Annotated in this window: 19 protein-coding genes; 5 read left to right on the forward strand and 14 right to left on the reverse strand. The window is 50.2% G+C overall.

Annotated features, from left to right (window positions below):
* Nucleotides 1-12: 12 nt before the first annotated feature.
* Nucleotides 13-2121 carry a molecular chaperone DnaK gene (gene dnaK, locus IXB28_RS11815; RefSeq protein WP_215618804.1) on the reverse strand — a complete coding sequence of 703 codons (2109 nt, stop codon included), beginning with the start codon at nucleotides 2119-2121 and terminating at the stop codon, nucleotides 13-15.
* Between the two features lie 406 nt (nucleotides 2122-2527).
* On the reverse strand, nucleotides 2528-3208 hold the full coding sequence (grpE, locus tag IXB28_RS11820) for a nucleotide exchange factor GrpE (protein WP_215618805.1): 681 nt from the start codon (nucleotides 3206-3208) through the stop codon (nucleotides 2528-2530).
* 454 nt (nucleotides 3209-3662) lie between these two features.
* On the opposite strand from grpE, the gene IXB28_RS11825 reads away from it, so the two are divergent.
* The 3 genes from IXB28_RS11825 to IXB28_RS11835 all read left to right on the forward strand — a co-directional run bounded on the left by IXB28_RS11825 (nucleotide 3663) and on the right by IXB28_RS11835 (nucleotide 8304).
* Complete coding sequence (locus IXB28_RS11825) at nucleotides 3663-5672, forward strand: GspE/PulE family protein (RefSeq protein WP_215618806.1); 2010 nt, start codon at nucleotides 3663-3665, stop codon at nucleotides 5670-5672.
* A gap of 143 nt (nucleotides 5673-5815) precedes the next feature.
* Entirely contained in the window at nucleotides 5816-6958 is a 1143-nt protein-coding gene (locus IXB28_RS11830) for a type IV pilus twitching motility protein PilT (RefSeq protein ID WP_215618807.1), read from the forward strand.
* 122 nt (nucleotides 6959-7080) lie between these two features.
* Nucleotides 7081-8304 carry a type II secretion system F family protein gene (locus IXB28_RS11835; protein WP_215618808.1) on the forward strand — a complete coding sequence of 408 codons (1224 nt, stop codon included), beginning with the start codon at nucleotides 7081-7083 and terminating at the stop codon, nucleotides 8302-8304.
* A 68-nt stretch (nucleotides 8305-8372) separates the two neighbouring features.
* Here IXB28_RS11835 and IXB28_RS11840 read toward each other — a convergent pair whose 3' ends face one another.
* The 5 genes from IXB28_RS11840 to IXB28_RS11860 form a co-directional block, all read right to left on the reverse strand.
* Entirely contained in the window at nucleotides 8373-10121 is a 1749-nt protein-coding gene (locus tag IXB28_RS11840) for an ABC transporter ATP-binding protein (protein WP_215618809.1), read from the reverse strand.
* 90 nt (nucleotides 10122-10211) lie between these two features.
* On the reverse strand, nucleotides 10212-11306 hold the full coding sequence (locus IXB28_RS11845; RefSeq protein ID WP_215618810.1) for a YdcF family protein: 1095 nt from the start codon (nucleotides 11304-11306) through the stop codon (nucleotides 10212-10214).
* Nucleotides 11307-11575: 269 nt separating this feature from the next.
* Nucleotides 11576-12535 carry a DUF1517 domain-containing protein gene (locus IXB28_RS11850; RefSeq protein WP_215618811.1) on the reverse strand — a complete coding sequence of 320 codons (960 nt, stop codon included), beginning with the start codon at nucleotides 12533-12535 and terminating at the stop codon, nucleotides 11576-11578.
* Between the two features lie 263 nt (nucleotides 12536-12798).
* Nucleotides 12799-13032, reverse strand: coding sequence for a sulfur carrier protein ThiS (thiS, locus tag IXB28_RS11855; RefSeq protein ID WP_215618812.1), 234 nt, complete (start codon nucleotides 13030-13032; stop codon nucleotides 12799-12801).
* Nucleotides 13033-13042: 10 nt separating this feature from the next.
* The gene (locus tag IXB28_RS11860) at nucleotides 13043-14080 is read right to left on the reverse strand and encodes a thiamine phosphate synthase (RefSeq protein ID WP_215618813.1); all 1038 of its coding nucleotides are present in this window, start codon (nucleotides 14078-14080) and stop codon (nucleotides 13043-13045) included.
* A gap of 355 nt (nucleotides 14081-14435) precedes the next feature.
* Here IXB28_RS11860 and IXB28_RS11865 point away from each other — a divergent pair, with 355 nt between their 5' ends.
* Nucleotides 14436-16250: a DUF1565 domain-containing protein gene (locus IXB28_RS11865; RefSeq protein WP_215618814.1), complete on the forward strand. Its 1815-nt coding sequence runs from the start codon at nucleotides 14436-14438 to the stop codon at nucleotides 16248-16250.
* An 84-nt stretch (nucleotides 16251-16334) separates the two neighbouring features.
* Here IXB28_RS11865 and IXB28_RS11870 read toward each other — a convergent pair whose 3' ends face one another.
* From IXB28_RS11870 to IXB28_RS11900, 7 genes are all read right to left on the reverse strand, one after another.
* Nucleotides 16335-18107, reverse strand: a complete 1773-nt coding sequence (locus tag IXB28_RS11870) for a serine/threonine-protein kinase (protein WP_215618815.1) — start codon at nucleotides 18105-18107, stop codon at nucleotides 16335-16337.
* 10 nt (nucleotides 18108-18117) lie between these two features.
* Nucleotides 18118-18783, reverse strand: coding sequence for a V4R domain-containing protein (locus IXB28_RS11875; protein WP_215618816.1), 666 nt, complete (start codon nucleotides 18781-18783; stop codon nucleotides 18118-18120).
* A 358-nt stretch (nucleotides 18784-19141) separates the two neighbouring features.
* The gene (locus tag IXB28_RS11880) at nucleotides 19142-19630 is read right to left on the reverse strand and encodes a globin family protein (RefSeq protein WP_215618817.1); all 489 of its coding nucleotides are present in this window, start codon (nucleotides 19628-19630) and stop codon (nucleotides 19142-19144) included.
* 89 nt (nucleotides 19631-19719) lie between these two features.
* Complete coding sequence (locus tag IXB28_RS11885; RefSeq protein WP_215618818.1) at nucleotides 19720-20022, reverse strand: hypothetical protein; 303 nt, start codon at nucleotides 20020-20022, stop codon at nucleotides 19720-19722.
* Nucleotides 20019-20702 (reverse strand): V4R domain-containing protein, encoded by a 684-nt coding sequence (locus tag IXB28_RS11890; RefSeq protein ID WP_215618819.1) that lies wholly within the window; start codon nucleotides 20700-20702, stop codon nucleotides 20019-20021. Before IXB28_RS11890 ends, IXB28_RS11885 begins: the two co-directional genes overlap by 4 nt.
* Before the next feature lie 36 nt (nucleotides 20703-20738).
* Nucleotides 20739-21209: a globin family protein gene (locus IXB28_RS11895; RefSeq protein ID WP_215618820.1), complete on the reverse strand. Its 471-nt coding sequence runs from the start codon at nucleotides 21207-21209 to the stop codon at nucleotides 20739-20741.
* A gap of 41 nt (nucleotides 21210-21250) precedes the next feature.
* Complete coding sequence (locus IXB28_RS11900) at nucleotides 21251-21595, reverse strand: rhodanese-like domain-containing protein (RefSeq protein WP_215618821.1); 345 nt, start codon at nucleotides 21593-21595, stop codon at nucleotides 21251-21253.
* Nucleotides 21596-21744: 149 nt separating this feature from the next.
* Here IXB28_RS11900 and IXB28_RS11905 point away from each other — a divergent pair, with 149 nt between their 5' ends.
* A complete protein-coding gene (locus tag IXB28_RS11905) occupies nucleotides 21745-22962 on the forward strand; it encodes an EcsC family protein (RefSeq protein WP_215618822.1) in 1218 nt (405 codons plus the stop codon).
* The last annotated feature ends 10 nt before the right edge of the window (nucleotides 22963-22972 follow it).

Genomic DNA, 22972 nt, shown 5'->3' on the forward strand with positions numbered 1-22972 from the left:
CCATTCGGTCTGCTATTCAATCGCCTCATAATCAGCCGTGATCGTGGCATCCAAGTCAAACTCAGGCTCATCTGCCAACAAATCAATTGCATCAGGTGTAGGCGTTACAGCTGGTTCAGAAGATTCCATCACCACAGCAAACGGATCCATACTCGCATCAGCCTCTACAGACGCACTAGGAGTAGCCGCAGGCGGTGCCGGTGGAACATTGGGTGCCGGTGGCGGTGGAACATCTGGTGCCGATGAACCATCTGACGCCGGCGGAACGTCTGGCGTTGTCTCATCCATGGCAATGTCGTAGCTATCTTCATTGACCTGACGATACATCTCAGCGCCAATGGCAAAGATAGTCTGCTGCAGTGCATCCAAAGCGGCTTGCAATGCTTCAGGCATAATGTCTTTATCATTTAGGGCCGCTCTTAGGGCCGCTTCCGACGACTGGGCCTGGGCCTTTTGCTCATCACTAATCCACTCGGCGTTTTCTCGCATTGTGGACTCATAGCTATAGAAAAGTGAATCCGCCTTATTTTTCATTTCAGCGACCACCTTGCGACGAGAATCTTCATCAGCGTAGGCCTCGGCCTCTTCACGCATTTTGTCAATTTCGTCAGAGGTCAACCCCCCTGTATTCGTGATTCGAATACTTTGAGCCCGACCAGTCCCCTTATCTTTTGCCGCCACCTGCAAGATACCGTCAGCATCAATTTCAAAGGAAACTTCGATTTGCGGTATTCCTCGGGGCGCCGGTGGAATCCCCGTTAATTCAAACCGTCCCAGGCTTTTATTATCCCTAGCCATGGCACGCTCTCCTTGTAGAGCATGCACTTCCACAGACGTTTGGCCATCCGTTGCCGTTGAAAACGTCTGGGACTTACTAGTAGGAATCGTGGTATTCCGCTCAATCACCTTAGTGAAAACCTCACCCAACGTCTCAATCCCCAAAGACAGAGGCGTCACATCCAATAACAGCAGATCTTTAACCTCACCACCCAGCACACCGGCTTGAATAGAAGCACCCAAGGCCACGGCTTCATCAGGGTTTACGGAGCGATCCGGAGCTTTGCCATTGAAATACCCGGTAATAGCTTTTTGCACCGCCGGAATCCTGGTGGAACCGCCTACGAGCAAAATTCGATCAATGCCCTCCGGGGATAATTCAGCATCTTTGAGCGCTTGAGCCACAGGCTCCAAAGTAGCTTCCACCAGCGACTTAGCCAGCTCTTCAAATTGAGTCCGAGACATATCGGCTTCAAGATGCTTAGGCCCCGATTCGTCAGCAGCTATAAACGGTAAATTAATAGACGTTGTAGATCGACTTGAAAGCTCAATCTTAGATTTTTCTGCTGCTTCACGAATCCGCTGTAACGCCATCCGATCGGCCGAAAGATCCATCCCTTCTTGCTCTCTAAATTGATCTAGCAAAAAGGTCACAATGCTATTGTCAAAATCGTCTCCCCCCAGGTGATTGTTGCCAGAGGTCGCCTTCACCTCAAAAACACCATCACCGAGCTGCAAAATAGAGACATCAAATGTTCCTCCACCCAAGTCAAACACCAATACGGTTTGGTCTTGATCCAACTTATCAAGGCCGTAGGATAAAGCCGCTGCTGTTGGCTCGTTGATGATTCGAAGAACCTCTAGTCCGGAAATCTTACCGGCGTCCTTAGTTGCCTGTCGCTGAGCATCGGTAAAGTAAGCGGGCACAGTGATAACCGCTTGAGTTACCTCTTCGCCCAAATACGCTTCCGCATCTTGCTTTAGTTTCTGCAGAGTCATGGCAGACACTTCTTGAGGAGTGTAGGCCTTACCACGAATCAAAACATCTACAGTGTCATCCTTGCCTCGGACACACGTATAGGGGACTCGAGAACGCTCGCTCTCGGTATCATCCCAACGACGACCAATAAACCGCTTAATGCTGTAGACAGTGTTTTCAGCATTAGTCACTGCCTGACGCTTCGCAAGCTGGCCCACCAACCGCTCACCATTTTTAGCAAAGCCAACAATGCTAGGCATTGTTCGACCGCCTTCCGTGTTAGTAATTACTTCGGGTTTACCGCCCTCGAGAACCGCAACACAGCTATTTGTCGTCCCTAAATCAATGCCAATAACTTTTCCCATCTGAGAGCTCACTCACTCTAGCAAATCACTTAATTTTTAAGGAATTTAAATACTTATAGATACGCACATGCCATTTGAACTGCAATATTCAAATGTTAAAGATTAAGCACTCGGTAAAAACCACCGAAAACTTACCGATCTACAAGAAAAATTAATCGTAAGGGTGCCAAATATACTTGAGTAGAATTATTACAACGTAAAACTCTGAATCAGCAAAAAATCCCTAAATTCCTGACTTTATTCAAAGCCTAACAGGACAGTTCAAACAAACTGCCTTTGTATATAGATACAATACCCAAAACTCAAAGCTCTGATAAAGCGTTTCAATTTCAAGAAAGCTTTATACCTGAGCCAGCATTGCAGCTAGCTCAGCAATGAACGGAATATCCATACTAGAGCTGTCAAGCTAGTCCTCAAGAGGCGTTGCCACCTTAACCATTGCATGACGGAGAACCCGCTCTCCTAGCATGTAGCCCCTCACAAGTTCTTCAAGGACTGTACCGTCAGGATGCTCATCCGTAGGCTCGCGCATCACGGCTTCATGCAAATTCGGATCAAACTCTTTACCTTCGGCCCGCATGGGAGAAACCCCAATACGCTTTAGAGCTTCTACCAGTTGCTTATAAACGCTTTGATAGCTCTTGTGAACTGCCATCTCACCATCATTCTGGGGCTTAATTTGAGCACGAGCGCGCTCAAAGTTATCCACGACCTCCAACATGTTGCTGATGGTACTGCACTGCACCTGCACTTCCAGCTCTTCTTTCTCTCGACCAGTACGCTTGCGGAAATTTTCGAAATCAGCCGTGAGTCTTAGATACTGACCATTCCTATCTTCCAACTGAGCCTGTAACTGAGCCACTTTTTCTATCAATGCAGCGCTACCAGCATCGCCCGCGTCGTCTGTCACGCCAGCAACAGCTTCATCACCAGGGGCAGCTTCGGAAAATTCTTCCTCGAAATCAATTTCAACGTCAGCATCTTCCAGCTTTAGCTCTTCAATATTGACCTCCGGATTATTAGCGGAAGAAATGTCTTCATCCTCTTGAATAGAGCTATTTTCTGTGGGATTAACGTCCTCTACCATCGTTGAACCTCATCAATAACAGAACCAAGGGGCAATTTTTATCTTAGACGCAGACTATTCTAGAGGAGTTGCCTCCCTTACGTCCTATCAAACCGTAGAATTTAAGAGTTTAAAACTGCTGTCTAAGCAGACCACTCATCAATAGTTCAATCTATAACACTTAGAGGTTAGTTGAGCGTCTTAGCGATATCACGATAGTCCATTTTGCAACGTGATGGCTATCACATTTCAGATCAAAATGCACTACTCACATATCCTACACAGTAGAACTGAGTAAGCATGTAGCTAGCTGGATACCAAGGTTCAAGTTATTATCGGTGAATGGGGCAACATTGGAATATCACGGTGTGCCCTCTTGAAGCATTGCAAGCTCCTAGCTCGGAATTCTTTCCTGTAGCTGTCTACAGAAAAGCATTTTGTGGGCAACCTTCTTTAAGGATTTTCTGCGGCGACTATGACCAACTCCTCCTCCTCTAGAAAAGCGCTTGTTTTACAACGAAGCTTTTCTCCATTTAGTAATCAGCTGATTAAGGCTGGTTACGTTGATACGGACCAAATGCAACAAGCATTGGTTGAGAGTCGCAAGTCAGGGCGCTCATTAACAGATGTTTTAGAATCTCTAACCGGTCAACAGCTGAGTCCAGAGCTCCTACGGCAATATAAGAAGCAGCAGCTGTTTGAACTAAAAATTCTCTACGGAGTAGAGTCCCTCGACCCAGAAATTGAAAGCGTATCCGATACAAAAGTTGGCAGTCTTATTGATGACTTGATTCCAGTCGATATCTGCCGCCGCCATCGTTTACTCCCCCTTTCGCAAACAACTCAAGATGGGGTGTCCACCGTGCTAGTTGCCATGGTGGACCCAGAAAATTTAGAGGCTCAGGATGATCTAAATAGGATATTACGTCCTAAATCCCTCAAGTTGCGCCGCATGGTTATCACCGTTGAAGACTATCAACGGATGATTTCAGCTTATTTGGATGAGCAGGTCGCTAAGGAAAAGCAGCGAGATTTTGAGCAATCCGTTGATGTCAATACGACGTTAGAGGATTTAGATCTTGATGGAGCCGATCTTGAAGAGGCCATCGATGAAGAGGCTGATCTGGGTGCAGCAGTTCAGGATGCTGGAGCCGCGCCCGTCATTGCATTAGTCAACAAAATTTTAGTCAAAGCTCTGCAAGAAGGCGCATCTGACATTCATGTTGAACCCCAAGAAGAATTTCTGCGCATTCGATTTCGTAGGGATGGCGTTTTACGACAAGCTTTTCAAAAGTTACCCAAAAAGATTATTCCAGCGGTTACGGCTCGTCTAAAAATCATTTCTGAGTTAGATATTGCCGAACGCCGTGTGCCTCAAGATGGTCGTATTCGCCGAGTTTTCCAGGGACGAAAAGTAGACTTTCGCGTTAGTACTATCCCCAGCCGCTATGGCGAGAAGGTGGTTCTACGGATCTTAGACAACAGTACGACTCAATTAGGCTTAGATAAGCTCATTACTGACGACGATACCCTCAACATTGTGAGGGAAATGACTAGTTCACCCTATGGGTTGATTCTAGTTACGGGCCCTACCGGTTCAGGTAAAACAACGACACTTTACTCGGTCCTCGCAGAGCGTAACGATCCAGGCATTAATATCAGTACCGCTGAAGACCCGATTGAATATGCTTTGCCTGGGATCACCCAGGTACAGGTAATTCGTGAAAAGGGCATTGATTTTTCCCTGTTGCTGCGGGCATTTCTGCGCCAGGACCCCGACGTTATTTTGGTCGGTGAAACTCGGGATGCGGAAACTGCTAAGACAGCGATTGAAGCTGCCTTGACCGGGCACCTTGTTTTAACCACACTGCACACCAATGATGCGGCAGGTGCCATTTCTCGACTTGGGGAAATGGAGATAGAAGCCTTCCAGGTGTCTAGTTCATTGGTGGGCATACTGGCCCAGCGCTTAGTTAGACGGGTATGCAGTGATTGCCGCATACCCTATACACCCAGCAGTGAAGAATTGGCGCGATTTGGCTTAAGTGCTTCCGGGAGCGATGTTACGTTCTATCGTGCGAATACTATTTCCCCCGACCAGGTAGAATCTAGTCAAAATGCAGACGAGCTTTGCCAAACATGTCAGGGAGCAGGCTATAAAGGTCGAGTTGGTGTGTATGAGGTCATGCGCATCACAGAAAATCTGCAGCAAATGATTTCTGATGGTGCGCCTGCTGAGAACATTAAGGAAGCAGCCGTCGGTGAGGGCATGCAAACTTTACTGGCCTATAGTCTCAAGCTGGTAGAGCAGGGGTATACCACCTTGGAAGAAGTTGAGCGAGTGACCTTTACGGATACGGGCTTAGAAGCCGAGCTAAAAGCACGACGTAAAAGTGTACTCAGCTGCCTCACTTGTAGCGCAGAACTTCATCACGATTGGCTTGATTGTCCTTACTGCTTAACTCCACGCTTTCAAAATGCATAGCATCGGGGGCATGCGATGTAATTCCTCACCCTAGAGTGGGTAGTATCATCACTATCGGCTGGTTACGCGACCTACAAGGTTCCTGTGACTTCTTTATATTTTTGTTTATAACGTTTTTGTAGATATCTACCTGAGGTGGCGCCATGGAAATGATGATCGAAGACTTGATGGAAGAAGTCGTTGAACGGGGAGGGTCTGACCTTCACTTATCAGCTGGTCTTCCTCCTTATATCCGCATCAGTGGACACCTCACACCGACAGAACATCCCCCGATGACACCGGAACAGTGTCAGCGCCTCATTTTCAGTATGCTCAACAATACCCAGCGAAAGCATTTGGAGCAAAACTGGGAGTTGGACTGTTCCTATGGCGTCAAAGGGTTAGCCCGTTTTCGCGTCAATGTTTATAAAGACCGGGGTACCTATGCGGCTTGTTTGCGTGCCCTAAGCTCCAAAATCCCCAGTGCTGAACTGTTGGGATTACCTAACATTGTGATTGAGCTTGCGCGTAAGCCACGGGGTCTGATTTTGGTAACTGGGCCCACAGGTTCTGGTAAGTCGACCACACTGGCGTCCATGATTAACGATATTAATCACTCCAGGGCGGAACACATTCTCACGGTGGAAGATCCCATTGAGTTTGTGTATGAACCGATCAAGAGCTTAATTCACCAACGCCAAATCGGAGAGGATACGAAAAGTTTCTCTAACGCATTGAGGGCTGCATTACGGGAAGATCCAGACGTTATTCTGGTGGGTGAAATGCGAGATTTGGAAACTATCTCCCTAGCCATTTCGGCGGCAGAAACCGGCCACTTAGTATTTGGCACCCTCCACACAAGCTCTGCAGCTCAAACCGTAGACCGGATGGTAGATGTTTTCCCTCCCGACCAGCAGCAGCAAGTTAGGGTACAGCTTTCCAACTCGTTGGTCGCTGTGCTCAGCCAAACCCTTGTGCCTAAGGCTAATCCTAAACCTGGTGAATTTGGCCGTGTGATGGCCCAAGAAATCATGGTGGTCACGCCTGCCATCTCTAACCTAATTCGGGAAGGTAAGACGGCGCAGATTTATGGTGCCATCCAAACTGGCGGAAAACTTGGCATGCAAACGCTGGAAATGGTTCTGGCGGATCTACACAAGTCTGGAACTATTAAGTTTGAAGATGCCATTGGTAAGTCCTCTAGAGTCGACGAACTCCAACGTTTAATCTCTGCGGGCGGCGCAGGGACAGCTAATCGGAATCCGGCCCAAAGAGGTCGTCCCGCCACTGGCGGTGTACGGCGATAGCGGCCTTACTCCAACCCCTGGATTTCACCTTAACCGGTAACCAGGGGTTGCTTAAGTTTAAGGCAACACTGTATAAAGCCTTCAATGACGTCTAAGCATAAAACTTTGCAGAGGTAAAACCCATGCCTACCTATGTTGCGACAGGGCGAGATACTACCGGGCGTACTCGACGAGAAAAGGTGATCGCCGCTACCCCTGGTGAAGCTCGAACAATGCTCAAGGAGCGTGGTGTCTTTATTCAAAGTATCAAGCAGGAGCGAGGGCTTAATTTTAATCTTGAGGACATTAAAACGTCCTTAGCTCAGGTTTCTGTAAAGGATAAAGCGGTTTTTTCGCGGCAGTTTGCAGCCCTGGTAAGTGCGGGGGTTGGTCTGGTGCGGGGAATTGGCATTTTAGGCGAGCAATGCCCAAACCCGAAGCTGAAAAAAGCCCTATTGGCCATTAACGCTGACGTGCAGCAGGGTAATAACCTGTCTGACTCTATGCGAAAACATCCATCTAGCTTCGACTTGCTGTATGTCAGCATGGTGCAAGCTGGCGAGGTGGGTGGTGTCCTCGATGAGGTTTTAAATCGTTTAGCCAAGCTTCTAGAAGACCTCAACCGGTTGCAGAACCAAATTAAGTCTGCCATGGCTTATCCGGTGACCGTAGGCATCCTGGCAGTGACTATCTTCGTCGGCATGACGGTGTTTTTGCTCCCTATTTTCGAGAATATTTTTATTGAATTAGGGGCGGAACTGCCTGCGTTTACGCAGTTTATGATCAACATTAGCCGCTTCTTGCGTAATCCAATTCTGGTTTTATTAACCATTGCGGGATTTATTGTGGGAGGGTTTGCCTATAGGCAGTATTACAAGACCCGTGCCGGTCGAGAAACCATGGACCGTCTGTATTTGAAGCTGCCCCTATTTGGCGACTTGGTACAAAAGTCTTCCACAGCAAGATTTTGCCGAACATTTGGTTCTCTTTCTCGCTCTGGCGTGCCCATTTTGACGGCACTGGAAATTGTTCGAGATACGTCTGGCAACCAGGTAATTGCCAATGCAATTGAAGAAGCTCGTTCGGAAATTCAGACGGGTGGAATGATTAGCTTGGCACTCCAAAAGCACCAGGTATTTCCAGTGATGGCGATTCAGATGATTAGTATTGGTGAGGAAACAGGCGAACTGGACCAGATGCTGATGAAGGTCGCTGACTTTTATGAGGATGAGGTCGAGCAGGCTGTTAAAGCCTTAACCAGTATTATGGAACCCTTAATGATTGTCTTTTTGGGCGGCATGGTGGGGTCCATTTTGATTGCGATGTATTTGCCAATCTTTGCGTTACCGAATGCGGTGGGTGGTTAACAACGGCATTATTTTTGGATGCAGGAAATAAAAAAGCAACGGCATAAGCCGTTGCTTTTTTTGTAGCTTTATTGCAGTACTTCTTTCAGCTTGTGCTGATTCCAGAGTTTTTGATAGAGACCTGGTCTGGTGACAAGACTATCGTGGGTGCCTGTTTGGACGATCTTTCCTTTCTCCATCACCATGATGCGATCGCAATTAGCAGCAGCTGACATTTGGTGGGTAATAAAAATCACCGTCTTCCGCTGGGTTCCCTGGGACAAATTATCCAAAATTTGAGTCGCCGTTTGATTATCCACACTCGAAAGCGCATCATCTAGAACCAAAATTGGCGCATCAATCAACAACGCCCGTCCAAGGGCCGTCCGCTGTCGTTGCCCCCCAGATAGCGTGATGCCACGTTCACCCACCAAGGTTTCATACTGACTCGGAAAATTAAGAATCTCCCCTTGGATTTGCGCTAGCTTTGCTGCCCCCTCAATTTCGGGCATTTCTGCCAGGGGCATACCGTAGCGCAAATTATTTTTGATTTTGGTACTAAACAAGAAACTATCCTGCGGGACAAATGCGATCGCCCGCCGCAAATCCTCCAGGGTCACCTGGGTCACATCGTGGCCATCAATATATAGCTGCCCCGCAGAAATCTCCAAAATTCGAGGCAGTGCCTTAGCTAAAGTAGATTTCCCCGAACCAATCGGCCCCACTAGCGCCACCGTTTCCCCCGGCTCTAGCGTAAAGGCAATATTCTCAATGGCAGGCGTCGATGTACCAGGGTATTGATACGTTAACCCCTTAGCTTGCAACCGACCGGCCACATGGTCTATGGGCAATGTAATGGCACCACTGACATTGGCCACTTTCGGCTGGGCCGTAAAAATGGCCTCAATGCGGTCCACACTGACCTCACCCCGCTGGTAGGCCGTAATCGTAAACCCAAGCAATGCAGTGGGGAAAACCAAGTTATTGACATACAGCAATAACGTAACGAAGTCGCCCACGGCTAACGTACCAGCGGCAATGCTGCGAGCCCCCACAGCCAAAATAATCGCCAAACTGAGACTGGCCAAACCACCCAAGAGAGGAAATAAGGTGTTGCGGGTGCGGGCCAGGGCCAAATTAGCATCTAACAACGCATGGTTTCGCTGGGCAAAGGCTTGCTGCTCATTGGACTCTTGGGCATAGATTTTGATCAGCCCAATGCCGCTCATATCCTCTTGAATCAGCGTACTCAAATCCGATAGGGACTGTTGCACATCTAGCTGCTGCTGCCGTAGACGATTGCTAAAGGACCCCACCAAGAACATCATGACTGGATAGATGACTAACGCCACCAGCGTCAGTCGCACACTGATCCGCAACATGGCTGGCACCGTAAAGGTATAGGCAAATAACGTATTCGCCAGACTCAGTACGGCAAATCCAAGCAAGCGACGAATATTATCCACATCGCTGGTGGCTCGGTTGATCAGATCGCCAATGGTGTTCTCTGCAAAATATGCAGATTCCAGAGACAACAGATGCTCAAAAATACGCTGCTTAAGATCGAACTCAACCTTACGCCCCACCCCAAAAAGCATTACTCGCGACGCCATCCGAATGGCCCACATAACCGTTGCTAGGGCCAAAATCAGCACCACATAGCGCAGAATAGTGCCCTGGCTAAAGGCAATTTTCAGACGTTCAACGGCATCCCCAATAATTAGGGGAATCCAAACACTGAGAATATTGACCAGCAAAAGAGCCCCAACCCCCAGCATGAGCTGCTGGCGATGGGGCCGAAGATAACCTTGTAGATACTGCAGCCTCGACTGTGCCATAGAAATACTCGAAACGTGATTGCAGCCTGCGCCGCTTCACTATCCTAGTACTCCAGAGGAAGAGTTAACTGGGGAACCCCAGAGAACAGATTAGACCTCAATATTTGGATTCCAACCAAAGTCGAACCCAGGTAGCCAGCCTCTCAAAAAGTAATAGGTAGATGTCAGGACTTCATCCCAATAGCGGGAAGTGAGCTGTAGAGCATCCACACTGGGAATAATGTCAGGCAATCTTGAAAAGGTATCGCCACCGGACCAGGTATTCACCGAATAAAAGTCGGTGGGCTTAGCAATGACCTGCATCCCCATTTCCTCAAATGTGAGAGCTGAGCGGGTCATGGTCATCGCGGGTGCCACCAACAGAATACGTGCATCGGTGGGCTCGTCGCGATTGCTCAGGGCGGGTAAGACCTGGCGATCTTGTAAAAAACCATCCACTTGACGCGCCGTACTGTGAACATTTAGCCCGGTTGATTCAAAGGCAATAGCCCGCTCAGGTACACCATTGTTGAGCAAAACAGTGCGCATATTGCGACGCTTGGCTTCGCTCGCTTCGCTCTCACCACCGGGATCTGCGGTCACGATGACAAAGGGGTCTGCCCCAGCTTGACGAGCATCACCATATAGCTGAGAGGCATAGATTAACCGAGGCACTAAATTTGAGTTGTAGGCTTGGTCAGTGGAGCTTTGAAACGCAACAGATTCTTTTGCATCCCCCGCATCACTGCCTAGGACCACAATAGCGCCCGCGCGATTTAGCTGCCCACCAATGACGCTGGCTGGACAAACTTCAGCACATTGCTCAGCCCGAGCCGTAAATGCTCTTTGCACCTCCAGCTCTGAGCGACTGACGATGTAGCGGCTAAAAATTGGCAAGCTTGTCACTAGCAAAATGGCTAAAGCTGCAACGACCTGCCTCCCCTTAACTTTTTCTATGCCATCACTGATGGATGAGCCCAGCAGTAACACCGTCGCCCCCAAAGGCGTTAACGGCATAGAAATCAATCGCCAAATGGTGCCAATCGTTTCATCGTTAGGATCGGCAAATGAAGCAATAATCAGGGTTAGGACGACTACGCCGCCAAACCAAGTGAGGTACTTTTGCGGGATAATTTTGGTCAGGATATACCAAATTAGTAGCCCAAGGGTGGCCCAAAGTAAAACACGGGTGAGCAGGACAAGCATAGTGACCTTTTAAAGAACAGGCGCGGAATTGTTCAAAAGTTAAGCACATTCGCTTCGTTTCGGCTACTGGGTCAAGCCCTAAAGCCGGAACCAATATACCTGGATCTGTACGTAGATGGACTCAAAACTGTTAAAAACATTTGACAATATTTATCGCTAGCGCCAGCAACAGCCCGCCCACCCTACTAAAACAAAATAAAACGGGAGCCCTGGCAGGCTCCCGCAATGCGTTGGATGGAAACTGATAAATAATGTTTCAGGGAAGAAAATTACACCAGCTTGAGATTGGGATATTGGGCAATGACTTCGTCGTTGGTGAGGGTTTGTCCACTTGCCTGGGGGGTCCACAATACCTCCACCGCCATTAAGGAATCGCTGGAAATTGCTCCGATTTGATTCAGGGCATCCCGTACCGTTTGCTCTGACTGCACGTCGGGCAACGCGAACTTACCTTGGGTGGCCACAATTAGTGTCGCAATGATGTACTCACCAGGATCCTCGTTACCATTACCATCCGCTAGGGCCGCAGCGTTATTACCCGATACCTGATTGTTCACATTGGAAATGGCTTCATGGCTAAATTTACTGCGTTCCATCAGGGCTAGACGGTTAAATTCAGCTTCTGCGGACATGAGCTTAGTCGCGACGGTATCTGTATCAGCGTAGGCCCAATATTCGGGGTGTCGCAGCAACGATAGGGTGCTTTCTTGCAACACCTTGGTTAACCCTGCCGAGGAGCTGGTATCGGCCGACATTGCTAAACGATTGAGATCGTCTTGTAAATGGCGTGCCTTGGCCAGCAAACCCACTTGCAAACGGGCGACGGAGACCTTGGGATTAGCGCTGTAAACTTCTCCCATGTCGCCATCCCCCAAACCGCTGGCCCGAAAGCTGCGAACTAGGAAGGATGCGATCGCAAAGAAGACCAGCAAACTAAACAGACCGCCACCGCCAAAACCAAACAGCGGCATCATGAAGGGAAAGCCAAAGCCAAAACCGCCACCAGGGTAGTACCCCCTAGACGGTCCCCGATAGGAGCGAGGCGCAGAATAGGTGCGGCCATAGGAAGGTCTAGGAGCCCTAAAACTACCACCGCCAATACGTCCACCAGCCCGTGCGGCCCAAGCACCATCAGCTTGAGAAAACACTAAAACCAATGCTAGAGCACACACCAAAAAAGGTTTGATAAGGGGACGTAGCCAAGACTTTACTCGGAATAATCGACTCATGATGCAAGTTGCCAAAACGCGAGGATTTGCCGTTGTTGATTGAGGGGATAAAGCGATCATCCGCGAACAATGCCATCGAGCAAAATTTCACAAAAAAACCGCCCCAAAGATCAGCAACGCCGAAATTTTCATGGCCCACCAAAGGTGTAACCATCTTTACTGTAACGCGTTTAGCTAGCTCAACCCGATAGCACCCAGAGGACGGATTACCGACCCTAAAGGATGCTGGCCCATGGCCCTAGCCAGCCAATAGCTACAACAGATTAGCCCCCCCCCACAATGGTCACCACCTCTAGGCGATCGTCCGTCTGCATCACCGTCGTTTCCCAAAACTGACGATGTAAAATCTCACCGTTATATTCCACCGCCACCAGCCGCGGATCCATCTCCAACTGAATCAATAACTGTGGCAACGTCGTCCCTTCTGCACAGGCTTGACGCTCACCATTCACCTGCAACGTAATCGCATCTGAGCCAGGAGTTTGAGCATTGTTCATAGTTGGCCCCTTAACTAAAATACTGATTAAACTCACGGGTCACCTGGGTGGGCTCATCGGCCTGCATAATGGCACGCACAATCGCCACCCCTGGGGCCCCCGCATCGCGCACAGCGGCAACATTAGTCAGATCAATGCCCCCAATGGCAAACCAAGGCATCGGCGCCTGCTCCACCGCATAGCGCACATACCCATAGCCCGCTGCCGCTTTACCAGGCTTCGTAGGCGTAGCATACACAGGGCCCACACCAATGTAATCAGCACCCTCATCAATGGCTCGACGCATTTCTGCAGGATTCGTCGTGGAACGCCCCACAATGGGCATGGGACCTAAAATTCGTCGGGCGGCGTCCATCGGCATATCCTGCTGCCCCAAGTGCACACCGTCTGCGCCCACCGCCACGGCAATATCTACCCGATCATTCACAATGAACAAACTATTGTACTGATGGCAGAGTTGTTTTAGCTGAGTCGCCAGCTTTAACCGAATTTCATCATCCGCCGATTTTTCACGGTACTGCACAATATCCACCCCACCCTTGAGGGCAGATTCCACGATGGCCACCAGGCGCTCACTGGGGGATGTGACCAAATAGGTACGGGCTTTGGCCAACTGCTGACGAAGAGAATGGCCAAGCAGTTGACTCTCCAACGTATAGAGCTGGTAACGCATTTGCTTGGCACCACTCGCCATTTCCGCAGAATGCAGCTTGCCATATTCTTCTAAGACCCGCAAAGCTTCTTGTACCCGACAACAATTGACCTGCACCACCGTTTGCAACGAATCCCGTTGCTCTTCCTGGGGATGACTCAAGCCTGTCCCCGGATCGCCAGGCGTATCACGGCATTGGCGCATGGCATCACTATGCCACCCCCCTAAGGTTTGCCGAAAATGCTTGAGCATCTCAGTCAAGGTGCCATCATTCAAACCAAATCGACACCATTCTTCTAGAATGCGCAATCCTTCACGAGCCCGATCTAAATTGGCATCCAAAATTCGATACAGAACTTGCTGAGATGATTGTTCAGCAATGGGTCCAGAGTTCATAAAAAAGCTTACGGCAGCACAACAGCGTCAAAGCTACCCCATGGTATCAGCTGTAAACTCAGCCTTAACTTGGTTACAACGGCATCAACCCAATTGCCAATTCTCGACATCACCATGGGACTTCTACACCGATCTGTTACAAAGGCTTGACAAATAACGGAGTCGCCACCACAATTCCAAACACAATCTAGGTCAACTCACCTGGAATTCAGGCGACATCCTGCTCCACGCACCCACAGCAAATTTTGCAGCAACTGTAACTATCGATTTGGGACGGTGGGCAGAGCGTCATCGTATTTAAATATGGAGAAGCCCCCATGTAGCCTCTCCAAAATCTCACCTTGTGAATGTGACGATGGACGCAACAACCTACATAAAATCAATTCATAGCAAACTCAATAGTGTTTCCCTTGGGGGGCTGGTGCTAGCGTTAGCCACCCTGCTGACTCCGTTAGCGGCCCCAGCTCAAACCAGGTCGCCCGAAACCCAGGTATTGACGAGAAGTCCACAACCGCAAAATTATTCTGTGCTCCACGTGGATGCGGCCAATGGGAACGATCAGCAAGGCACCGGGGAAACGTCTCAACCCTATAAAACCGTGACCCAAGCCCTAGAGGTAGCCCCCCCTGGCCGAAGTACGGTGATTCTGTTAGCCCCGGGTCACTATAGCCAAACCTCGGGAGAAACGTTCCCACTACGGCTTAGAGCTGGCATTACTATCCAGGGAAGTGCAGGGGAAGCTCGCAACACAATGATTGTTGGCAGTGGCCCAGTGACCGCTGGTAGCAGCCACAGCGCTACGGTTGTAACCGCTGAACGCTCAGGTTTAGCCAACGTTGCTATTTCGAATCCTAAGGGAAATGGGGTATGGATTGAGGCCGGTTCACCAGTCCTACGCCGCATAGCGCTTGTTTCCAACGGAGTCACCGGAATTCACGTTAGCAATGGTGCTCCGATCATTGAAAACAGCTACTTTAATAGCAACCAAAATGGTTTATCAATTGAAGGCACCAGTCGCGCTGTAGTGCGCGGCAATTATTTTGAGGCCACGGGTCGAGCCATCACCATTACAAACCCCGCCACCCCCACTATCAACAATAATCGGATTGCTCGTAACGATGTGGGCATTGCCCTAAAAAACAATGCTCGCCCGATTCTGGAGGCGAACATTCTCGATCAGAATCGGCGCAATGGTGTTGTCGAAGTAGATACCGTCGCGGTAGCCTCTGACCCAGCAGGTTCCACACCCACAGCGCCTGAACCAGCAGCCTCTATACCCACAGCTAACATCGCACTGCCGGCCCAAGCCAGCGCACCTACACCGCTGGCCCATAATATAAGGGCACTGTCTGCACTATCGAATGCACCTACCCCCAGCCCCACTCCCGTAGAGACTACCGCCACTGCGGACGCAGGGGACGCCGACACAAGTGTGGCCGAGCCCCCTGAGGTAGACGCTGTGCCCTCACCAGAGCAGACGGCGTCTGATCCCGAGGTAGACGCTGTACCCTCGCCAGAGCAGACGACCCCTGACGAAATCCAGCTCTCTAAATTATTGAGCCCAGAAAGTCTCGAAGCTGAGGCAGAAGCAACGCCATCAGACACATTGGAAATCCTTGGGGCGCAACCCAGGGAGACAGAAGAGACTCCAGAGGAAACAGAGCCAGATGTTGCCGGTGAAGCTGATAGCCCGCCTTTAGCATCAGACGCTATCCCCATAGCGGTGATTCCGATTGAAAATGAGGCAGCGGCTTCTGCAACGTCGGTAGAGGACAGCCCGAACGACACTAATATTTCTAAACTATTGGCCCGGTTAAATCGTCAGCCGTCTGCCCCAGTCAACAGTAGCCCGCGGCCAAACAATGTTCCTCGCGATGGGCAGGCTGGGCGGCTACCTGTCCCGGCAGTGGCGATTCCCAGCAGTCTGGGCACGAACCAACTACCGCCACCGGGCACAGCATCCTTAGCCCAAGCGTTTCGCTATCGGATTCTGGTGGATATGGATGATGCGGACCATTTAAAGGACTTAGTCCCCGATGCGTTTCGTACCCAGGTTGGTAGACGTACGTTTATGCAAGCTGGGGCTTATGTCGATGAAGCAGAAGCACAAGAACGGCTGGAATGGCTTGAGGAACATGATATTGAAGCCCGCATTAATGTGAGGGATTAAGGGTGTAAAGGCTGCTGATAACAAATCTGTCCCTCGCAGTTTGCATATCTCTGAGTAGAGGGCGGCTAAACGATAGTCTGCGTCCTAAAAAATCATATCGAGGTCATACTCTTGCAAATTTAAGCAGTAAAGTTGGCCCTGGGTGTCTTTTTGCCAGGTCGCCACCAACAGGTCATGGGAATTTAGGGATGCGATCGCAGTAATACCAGCGGGCCCTTGAATCCCACCAATGGGATGAAAATCTCGATCGAGCAACAGAATTTTTCCAGCCTTATCCGCGAACAAATATCCCCAGGGCAGATCTAACATCAGCACAGGACAAATATCCAGATTCAAACGGGTCATGCGCAAAGGCTTTAGACCGAGTAAGATCACCGTTTCAGGTGCATGGCGATCCAGGGCCAGCCATTGGTGGCGCTGACGGGTGGAGGTAAACTGACAAAGGGTAATGCCGAGATCTAAGGTCGTAAGGTATAGACTGCGCCGATTCCAAAACTGTAGCTGGGTTCCGTTTTGGGGAGACTGGCTAACAATGGCAAAATGTCCCCCATCCACCGCAATCACCTGATGTACTGCCAAATCTGGCGGCAGGGGGCGACGAATGGGATGGTCCACCTGATTGGGCTTACGTAAATGGGTCAGGGTAAGCTGTTTCGTTTGATTCACCACCCCCACCGCCCACCGATGATTCTGATCCACGGCGATCAAGGCCGGTTCGGACCATCGCATTAGGGGGGTTAATAATTTGGGATATAGACCACACCATAGGGCCCGGTGAGTCGCCACCATTACGCCTGTTTTAGTTGGATAAATCCCCTGAATAGGGCTATCTAAAACCTGCTGACATACATGGACACGACGGCTCTCTTCCAACGTGGCCAGCTGAGAACCATGGGACATCAGCCAAGGGTGAACCTTGTCGGCCGCCGGGGATAGCTCCGAGGGCAACGGCTGGATATGACCGAGGGGTTGAGGCCCGCTATGCACGGCGGCTTGACCATGGGACGAATACGCTAATGACGAAAAGTGATAGCTAGGAGAACAAAACTCCGCACTCAAAGCCGGTGCCAGGTGTTCCAAATCGGCGAGCATTTCCACAGCCGTGGGATAACGGCGGGCGGGCAATTTCTCCAATGCTTTGCTAATTAAAGGTTGTAGTATCTCGATGGATGGATCTAGGTGGGGAACTTTTTGATGCAGGTGAGCAGACTGCAACACTGCGGGGGTTCCCCTAAACGGGCGTTGCCCCACCAGGAGTTCAAATAGGATCACCCCCACCGCATAGACATCGGCCGCTGGGGAATATTGTCGAAAAAAGCGTTCGGGGGCCATGTACGCAGGAGATCCCGTTTGCCCAGCCCCCCGGCGATAGGATTGTTCTTGAATCAGTTTGGCAATGCCAAAGTCAGAGATTTTGGCTCGCCAGCGCCCTTGATGGTAACCGAGCAAAATATTTTCGGGCTTAATATCACAGTGCACAATGCCCTGTTGATGGGCATGGGCAAGACCGCGCAGTATATCGAAACTGAGCTTGAGAATTTCCCCCAACTTGAGGGGACTGAGCATGTGCGATCGCAAAGTCCCCCCGGTACCATATTCCAGCACCAGCCGGCGACCATCGCGACAATGCTCTACCGCATAGCAAGCAACAATATTAGGATGAGCCAGACTCAACAAACAACGCAGCTCTCGCAAAAAAGCATGGGTAGGCAAACTATGACGCTGCAGATATTTAAGCGCCACCAACTGGCCTGTCTTACGATGTACGCCACAGTAAACGCGTCCAAATTGACCATTGCCCACTAACCCCAGAAGTCGATAGCTGGACCGCTGCTGGTTACGTATCCCTATATTCATGCGACCATGGTTAAGCAGCTTCCCCAACCAGCGCAGCCATAATATCAGCGTGGGAAAGCCGTTGTTCCACCCCCGCTGTCGCCACCGCCAAGCGCTCTGGCAAACCCAAGACAAAACAACTTTCCTCGGCCCCCAAAGATTCACAGGCCGTTTGGACACAGTGCAACGGCTGACCGCTCAGCTCACTAAAAAAGGCCTGGAGTGCCCCGGTCTCTAGAAACCCAACGGGACGTTCCAACTTAGGCGCATGTTCAATAAACGCCGAGCCTTGCACTTTAATCACCAAAAAACCCTGGGCACGATACGTGGGATCTAAGCTGATCTGCCCCCAACCGTGGGTTAGCCAACACTGCTGCAAAGCCTGAATAAACTCAGCCATGGGTAAGCCACTCACTGGTCGATGGTGATAGTCCGACAGCTCCTCACAGAAACGCGTATAAAAGTTTTTCCCCCACCACAGGCCACAGTTATACAGCACCAACATCGACGCCTGCCCCGTTTCATTATCTAACCCAGCATAAATAGCTCGAATTAGGGTTTCCGGCAACGCTAGCAGCCGATCGCCACGGCGATTCTCCAACAGCCCTAACTCAAGGGTGCCGTGAACATACACATCACTGGCAAAATAATTAGCCGTCAGGTTGATATCTGAAAGCAAATCGGCAACAAGCACCATAATGATTAAACTCCCAAGGTGTTTTCAAGGTAAACAAAGCACCTGAACGTGGAGAAATTTTATCACCCAAAGAGTTTCAGCCGTTGCTGATCCTCGGGATGATTTTATTTCGCATATTCAGATCATCAGCCCGCCCCCCAGATCGTTTCATCCTCTAAATCAGCAACGACAGGTTGCCAGCCATAAATCCTAGACATGGCGATTCAATAAATTCCCATGTTGCCACGTGCCCATTAGTCTGGCCCAAGCCCATGGGGCTATGGGACTCTGCTCAGTCCTCTGTGACGGCTAGGAAAACTATGGATTTAATTGATTTCGCTTTTCCTAAGCCAGGAAATCAGCAACGACAACCAGCAAGCTACTCCTTGGTCTCGGATTGATATAAAAGTTGCTGGGCCGCTTCTAGGGCAGGTTGCAGGAGAGCAAACTGCACGGGCGTTAGGGACCGCAGCAGGTGCTGATTTAAAGCACGGTGGATCAGGGCATCAACCGTTTGGGTCTGATAGACCTCAACCATGGTAGGCAACCACCCCTCCAAACGGCGGCAGCCCAAATTAGCATCATCCACCAACATACCCAGGGCGGCATATCGCAAAATAAGCACGGCCTGTTTAATACTTTGCTCTAGGGCCTCCGCATCATTTTGCACCTCTCCGGGCAAGCCATCCACCAGCTCTTGCATCAGATTCATTTCCCACTCCCGCAGCTGGCGATAGACCCGAATGCGCTCTGATAACCCGCCGACATATTGCCCCAGATTGGCCAATTCCTGAGAATTTAGATAGCCTTTCTCTGGCTGTAATTCAAGCTGTCGGAAAATATGTTGATGGGGCAAGGAAGATGACATGGCAAGCTTAGACGATGACAATTCTCTAAAACAGTGACATGGGCGTGCATGGGGGCACCCGCACGCCCTCTAGTTTATTGCCTCTCAGCCTAAAATAATGCCGATAGATCGTCCAATGTCAGGGCATCGTCCTCGGCGAGCAGTTGGTCAAAGGCTGCTTCATCGATGTCTATCGCCAAGCGCCTCGCCGATGGAGCTGCCGTGGCGCCCTGCCAAGGAAACGTGGCAAAAAACTGCCCCACGGTGTCATAGGGAGTCTCGGGGGCACCGCTATTTTCACGCGCTGATCGCTGTTGCGTTCCAGACCAGTTAATCTGCTGAAAGAAATGATCAACCGTTAGCGTGGATAGGGGCTGTCCCTGGGCATCTAACACCTGCGTCAGATCAGTCATGATGATGTATATCCGGCACGGAGTCGATTTTCAATATCACTGGCTGTCGCCCCTTCATTGAGCCAAAACGCTGCCGCATCAATTCGATCTTTAGCCCCCAGTAAAAATTTGCAGTAGGTTTCTCCCATGGAGTAGCACTGAATCTCAATACAGCTGAGTTGTTTACGCACCATTTCGGTAAAAAACCCTGCATATAGGCCTGCGTAGAGATAGCAAACAGGTTTACCGACATCCCCCAGGGTACGGGCCACCGCCGAATCAAATAGGTTAATAAACATAAACCCCTGTTGGCGATCGGTCATATCGATTTCCCAGCGGCCCCAGCCCTGGGCCGTAAAGGGCCACCACCAGGTTTCGAGTAAAAACATCAGGTTCGCCTGTTGGGGGCGGATGTTGTATTCGCGCTCAAACCATTGGTCAAAAAATAAAGAATCTTGCTTCCCCCATTCCACACCGATGGAGTACATCACGGCCGCAGAAGCCGCACCCACTTCTTCTTCTAAGCCTTCCAGCAGACCGATAATAAAATGTTCGCTAGTAATAATATTGCGGCTACCGTTCCAATCAGCAATGGTGCCCTCGGTGGCATTGAACTGAAAAAATTCAGAGAACTTGTAGTGGCTATGTTTTTGTGGGTGTTGCTGACGTAGTTTGTGGGCAGAAACCGACGGGGTATCCATAGATTTAATCTACGTGGGTGTACTTTTAGGGTAACGCTATTGCCCTAGCAAGCGCCGAGCCCGGGCTAAAATCGGACAAAATAGTTCCGCCTCTTGGGGAGTCAGATACTGACGCACAACGTCTTGCATTGTTTTATAGGTAATATCACAACTCTGTTGTGCTTTGAAGGCGCGCATAATTGACTGGAACCACAGCAGTAAGCTCTCTTCTAGCCCCTCTTCATCGGCCACAAGCATGGCATGGGCGCAGAAGCGGAGAACCCGCACAGTATCTCGCTGCCATTTGGCACTGATGTCTGCCTTGCCCCGCCTTAGCAGCTGAGGTTCGGTAGCTTTGAGTTTTTGCTTAACCTGTTGAATGATGGCCCGCTCAGATTTTTGAATTTTTTGATAGGCATTAAACCGCAGGCGTGCTGTTTGCAGGTAGTTTTGCATAAACAGCAGTTCGTTATCGGTGGCATAGCGACCATCCACTTCACGGATGAGGGTTTCAATGTGACTCAGCATAGAAAATGGGTGAGTAGAAAGGGAACTGGCCTGATGACGGATTAGTAGCGAGGAATGGAATTATCCACCAATCGAGCATAGGCATCAATCCCACCCACCAGGTTTTTGGTTCGTTCAAACCCTTGGCGCTGTAACCACTGGCACATTTGGGCAGATCGCATACCGTGGTGACACATCACGATGGTCTCTAGACTAGGATCTAAGTGGGTGAAAATTTGCTCCGCCCAATCAGCGTACTGACCAAAGGGTAAATGGATAAAGTTGGGCAGATTTGCGATCGCAACTTCCTCCGGCTCCCGCACATCCACCAGCTGTAAATCGCCTTCTGCCAAACGTTGGGCAAAGTCAATGGGTGAGATTTCGTCAACTCCAGCAATTCCGTACATCGATACTTTCCGATAGAGCCTACTGCCCCCATTATTGATGAAGCTAGCCAGAAAAGTAGCAATAAACCCTCGAAGGGCTCGCCCATCGTCTGGGATCGGGCAATCTTAACCTGTTAATTCTATTAACCCCCTCCCTGAAAATTCCACCCATGGCCTCCCCAGAACCGAACCCTTTAGCCAAACCAACCAAGCAGGAACGCCCTAACCAGCCCCGCAACCTCCTAGGTAAAATCGCTAGCGCTCTGGGGGCGGCGACCGGAGCATTGGGCAAACAAACCGAAAAAACCGCCCACACCCTTGGCAACACCGCCAAAAATACCGGCAACACCTTGACCCATGCCGCCAGCCAAACCAGCCAAATTGTCATCAATACGGCCACTAACTTGACCCATGCCGCTGGCCATAGCGCCCAGCGAGCAACCAGCAGCATCGGACAATTAACAGGATGGATCCAGGCCAATCCCCTGTTTCGCACCGCTACCGAAAGCCTAAATCTAGACTGGTTAGTGGAACTGCTAGATACCGTCGATGTGCAAAAAGCCACCGCAGAAGTAGACAAAATTCGAGCCAAACACCCGAACGATAGCCCTGGCCAGTTGGCCCATCGTCTCATGGTGCGCAAAGCTACCCTAGCCGCGAGCACCGGTCTCGCCAGCAGCGCCTTACCCGGCATGGCCACCGCCCTCTTTGCCCTCGACTTTGCCGTCACCATGTCGCTCCAGGCAGAGTTGGTCTACCAAATTGCAGCAGCCTACGGGTTAGGGTTAGAAAACCCTGCCCGCAAAGGTGAAGTGCTCGCCATTTTCGGGCTGTCTATGGGCGGCAATAAAGCCATTGAAGGGGGTGTGAAATATGCCACCCGGGCCGGGCTATTGGGATTTTTGAAAAACGTGCCAGCCGCAGGAGCCGTGATCGGCTGCAGTACCAATGCCGCCATGACCTACTCCCTAGGCTATGCTGCCTGTCGGTTTTACGAAGCAAAGCTCAACCCGCTACAGTCAGAGCAAGCGCTCGCAGCATCCACTAGCGACAGCGACACCTATTTGCAACAGGCCATTGCCCAAGAGGTGGTCATGGATCTGATTTTGGTGCACATTATGTTGGCCAATACCCCAGAACAATCTTTAACAGACAGCCTATCCACCCTAAAAACAACCCTAGGGTTGGCACCAGCCACATTAGAGACCCTAGAAAAAGAAGGGCTGCCAGAACTCTCAACATTGTTACCCAAAGTCAATGAAGACTTTGCCATTCCCCTTATCATCCGTTGTCAGAAAATCATTGAACTAGATGGCACAGTCACCGATGCTGAAGCGAAAATCATCCATGAGATTCGTACAACATTAGATGTAAAAACCGAAGATTAACGACTTTATC

It is taken from the genome of Leptothoe kymatousa TAU-MAC 1615, from assembly GCF_018739865.1.
In the GTDB taxonomy this organism is placed as follows: domain Bacteria; phylum Cyanobacteriota; class Cyanobacteriia; order Phormidesmidales; family Phormidesmidaceae; genus Leptothoe; species Leptothoe kymatousa.

Bases quoted from the DNA above. Each gene is read 5' to 3' on its own strand.
- dnaK (WP_215618804.1), bottom strand. From the start codon at position 2,121: ATGGGAAAAGTTATTGGCATTGATTTAGGGACGACAAATAGCTGTGTT.
- grpE (WP_215618805.1), bottom strand. From the start codon at position 3,208: ATGGTAGAGGACGTTAATCCCACAGAAAATAGCTCTATTCAAGAGGAT.
- IXB28_RS11825 (WP_215618806.1), top strand. From the start codon at position 3,663: ATGACCAACTCCTCCTCCTCTAGAAAAGCGCTTGTTTTACAACGAAGC.
- IXB28_RS11830 (WP_215618807.1), top strand. From the start codon at position 5,816: ATGGAAATGATGATCGAAGACTTGATGGAAGAAGTCGTTGAACGGGGA.
- IXB28_RS11835 (WP_215618808.1), top strand. From the start codon at position 7,081: ATGCCTACCTATGTTGCGACAGGGCGAGATACTACCGGGCGTACTCGA.
- IXB28_RS11840 (WP_215618809.1), bottom strand. From the start codon at position 10,121: ATGGCACAGTCGAGGCTGCAGTATCTACAAGGTTATCTTCGGCCCCAT.
- IXB28_RS11845 (WP_215618810.1), bottom strand. From the start codon at position 11,306: ATGCTTGTCCTGCTCACCCGTGTTTTACTTTGGGCCACCCTTGGGCTA.
- IXB28_RS11850 (WP_215618811.1), bottom strand. From the start codon at position 12,535: ATGAGTCGATTATTCCGAGTAAAGTCTTGGCTACGTCCCCTTATCAAA.
- thiS (WP_215618812.1), bottom strand. From the start codon at position 13,032: ATGAACAATGCTCAAACTCCTGGCTCAGATGCGATTACGTTGCAGGTG.
- IXB28_RS11860 (WP_215618813.1), bottom strand. From the start codon at position 14,080: ATGAACTCTGGACCCATTGCTGAACAATCATCTCAGCAAGTTCTGTAT.
- IXB28_RS11865 (WP_215618814.1), top strand. From the start codon at position 14,436: ATGGACGCAACAACCTACATAAAATCAATTCATAGCAAACTCAATAGT.
- IXB28_RS11870 (WP_215618815.1), bottom strand. From the start codon at position 18,107: ATGAATATAGGGATACGTAACCAGCAGCGGTCCAGCTATCGACTTCTG.
- IXB28_RS11875 (WP_215618816.1), bottom strand. From the start codon at position 18,783: ATGGTGCTTGTTGCCGATTTGCTTTCAGATATCAACCTGACGGCTAAT.
- IXB28_RS11880 (WP_215618817.1), bottom strand. From the start codon at position 19,630: ATGTCATCTTCCTTGCCCCATCAACATATTTTCCGACAGCTTGAATTA.
- IXB28_RS11885 (WP_215618818.1), bottom strand. From the start codon at position 20,022: ATGACTGATCTGACGCAGGTGTTAGATGCCCAGGGACAGCCCCTATCC.
- IXB28_RS11890 (WP_215618819.1), bottom strand. From the start codon at position 20,702: ATGGATACCCCGTCGGTTTCTGCCCACAAACTACGTCAGCAACACCCA.
- IXB28_RS11895 (WP_215618820.1), bottom strand. From the start codon at position 21,209: ATGCTGAGTCACATTGAAACCCTCATCCGTGAAGTGGATGGTCGCTAT.
- IXB28_RS11900 (WP_215618821.1), bottom strand. From the start codon at position 21,595: ATGTACGGAATTGCTGGAGTTGACGAAATCTCACCCATTGACTTTGCC.
- IXB28_RS11905 (WP_215618822.1), top strand. From the start codon at position 21,745: ATGGCCTCCCCAGAACCGAACCCTTTAGCCAAACCAACCAAGCAGGAA.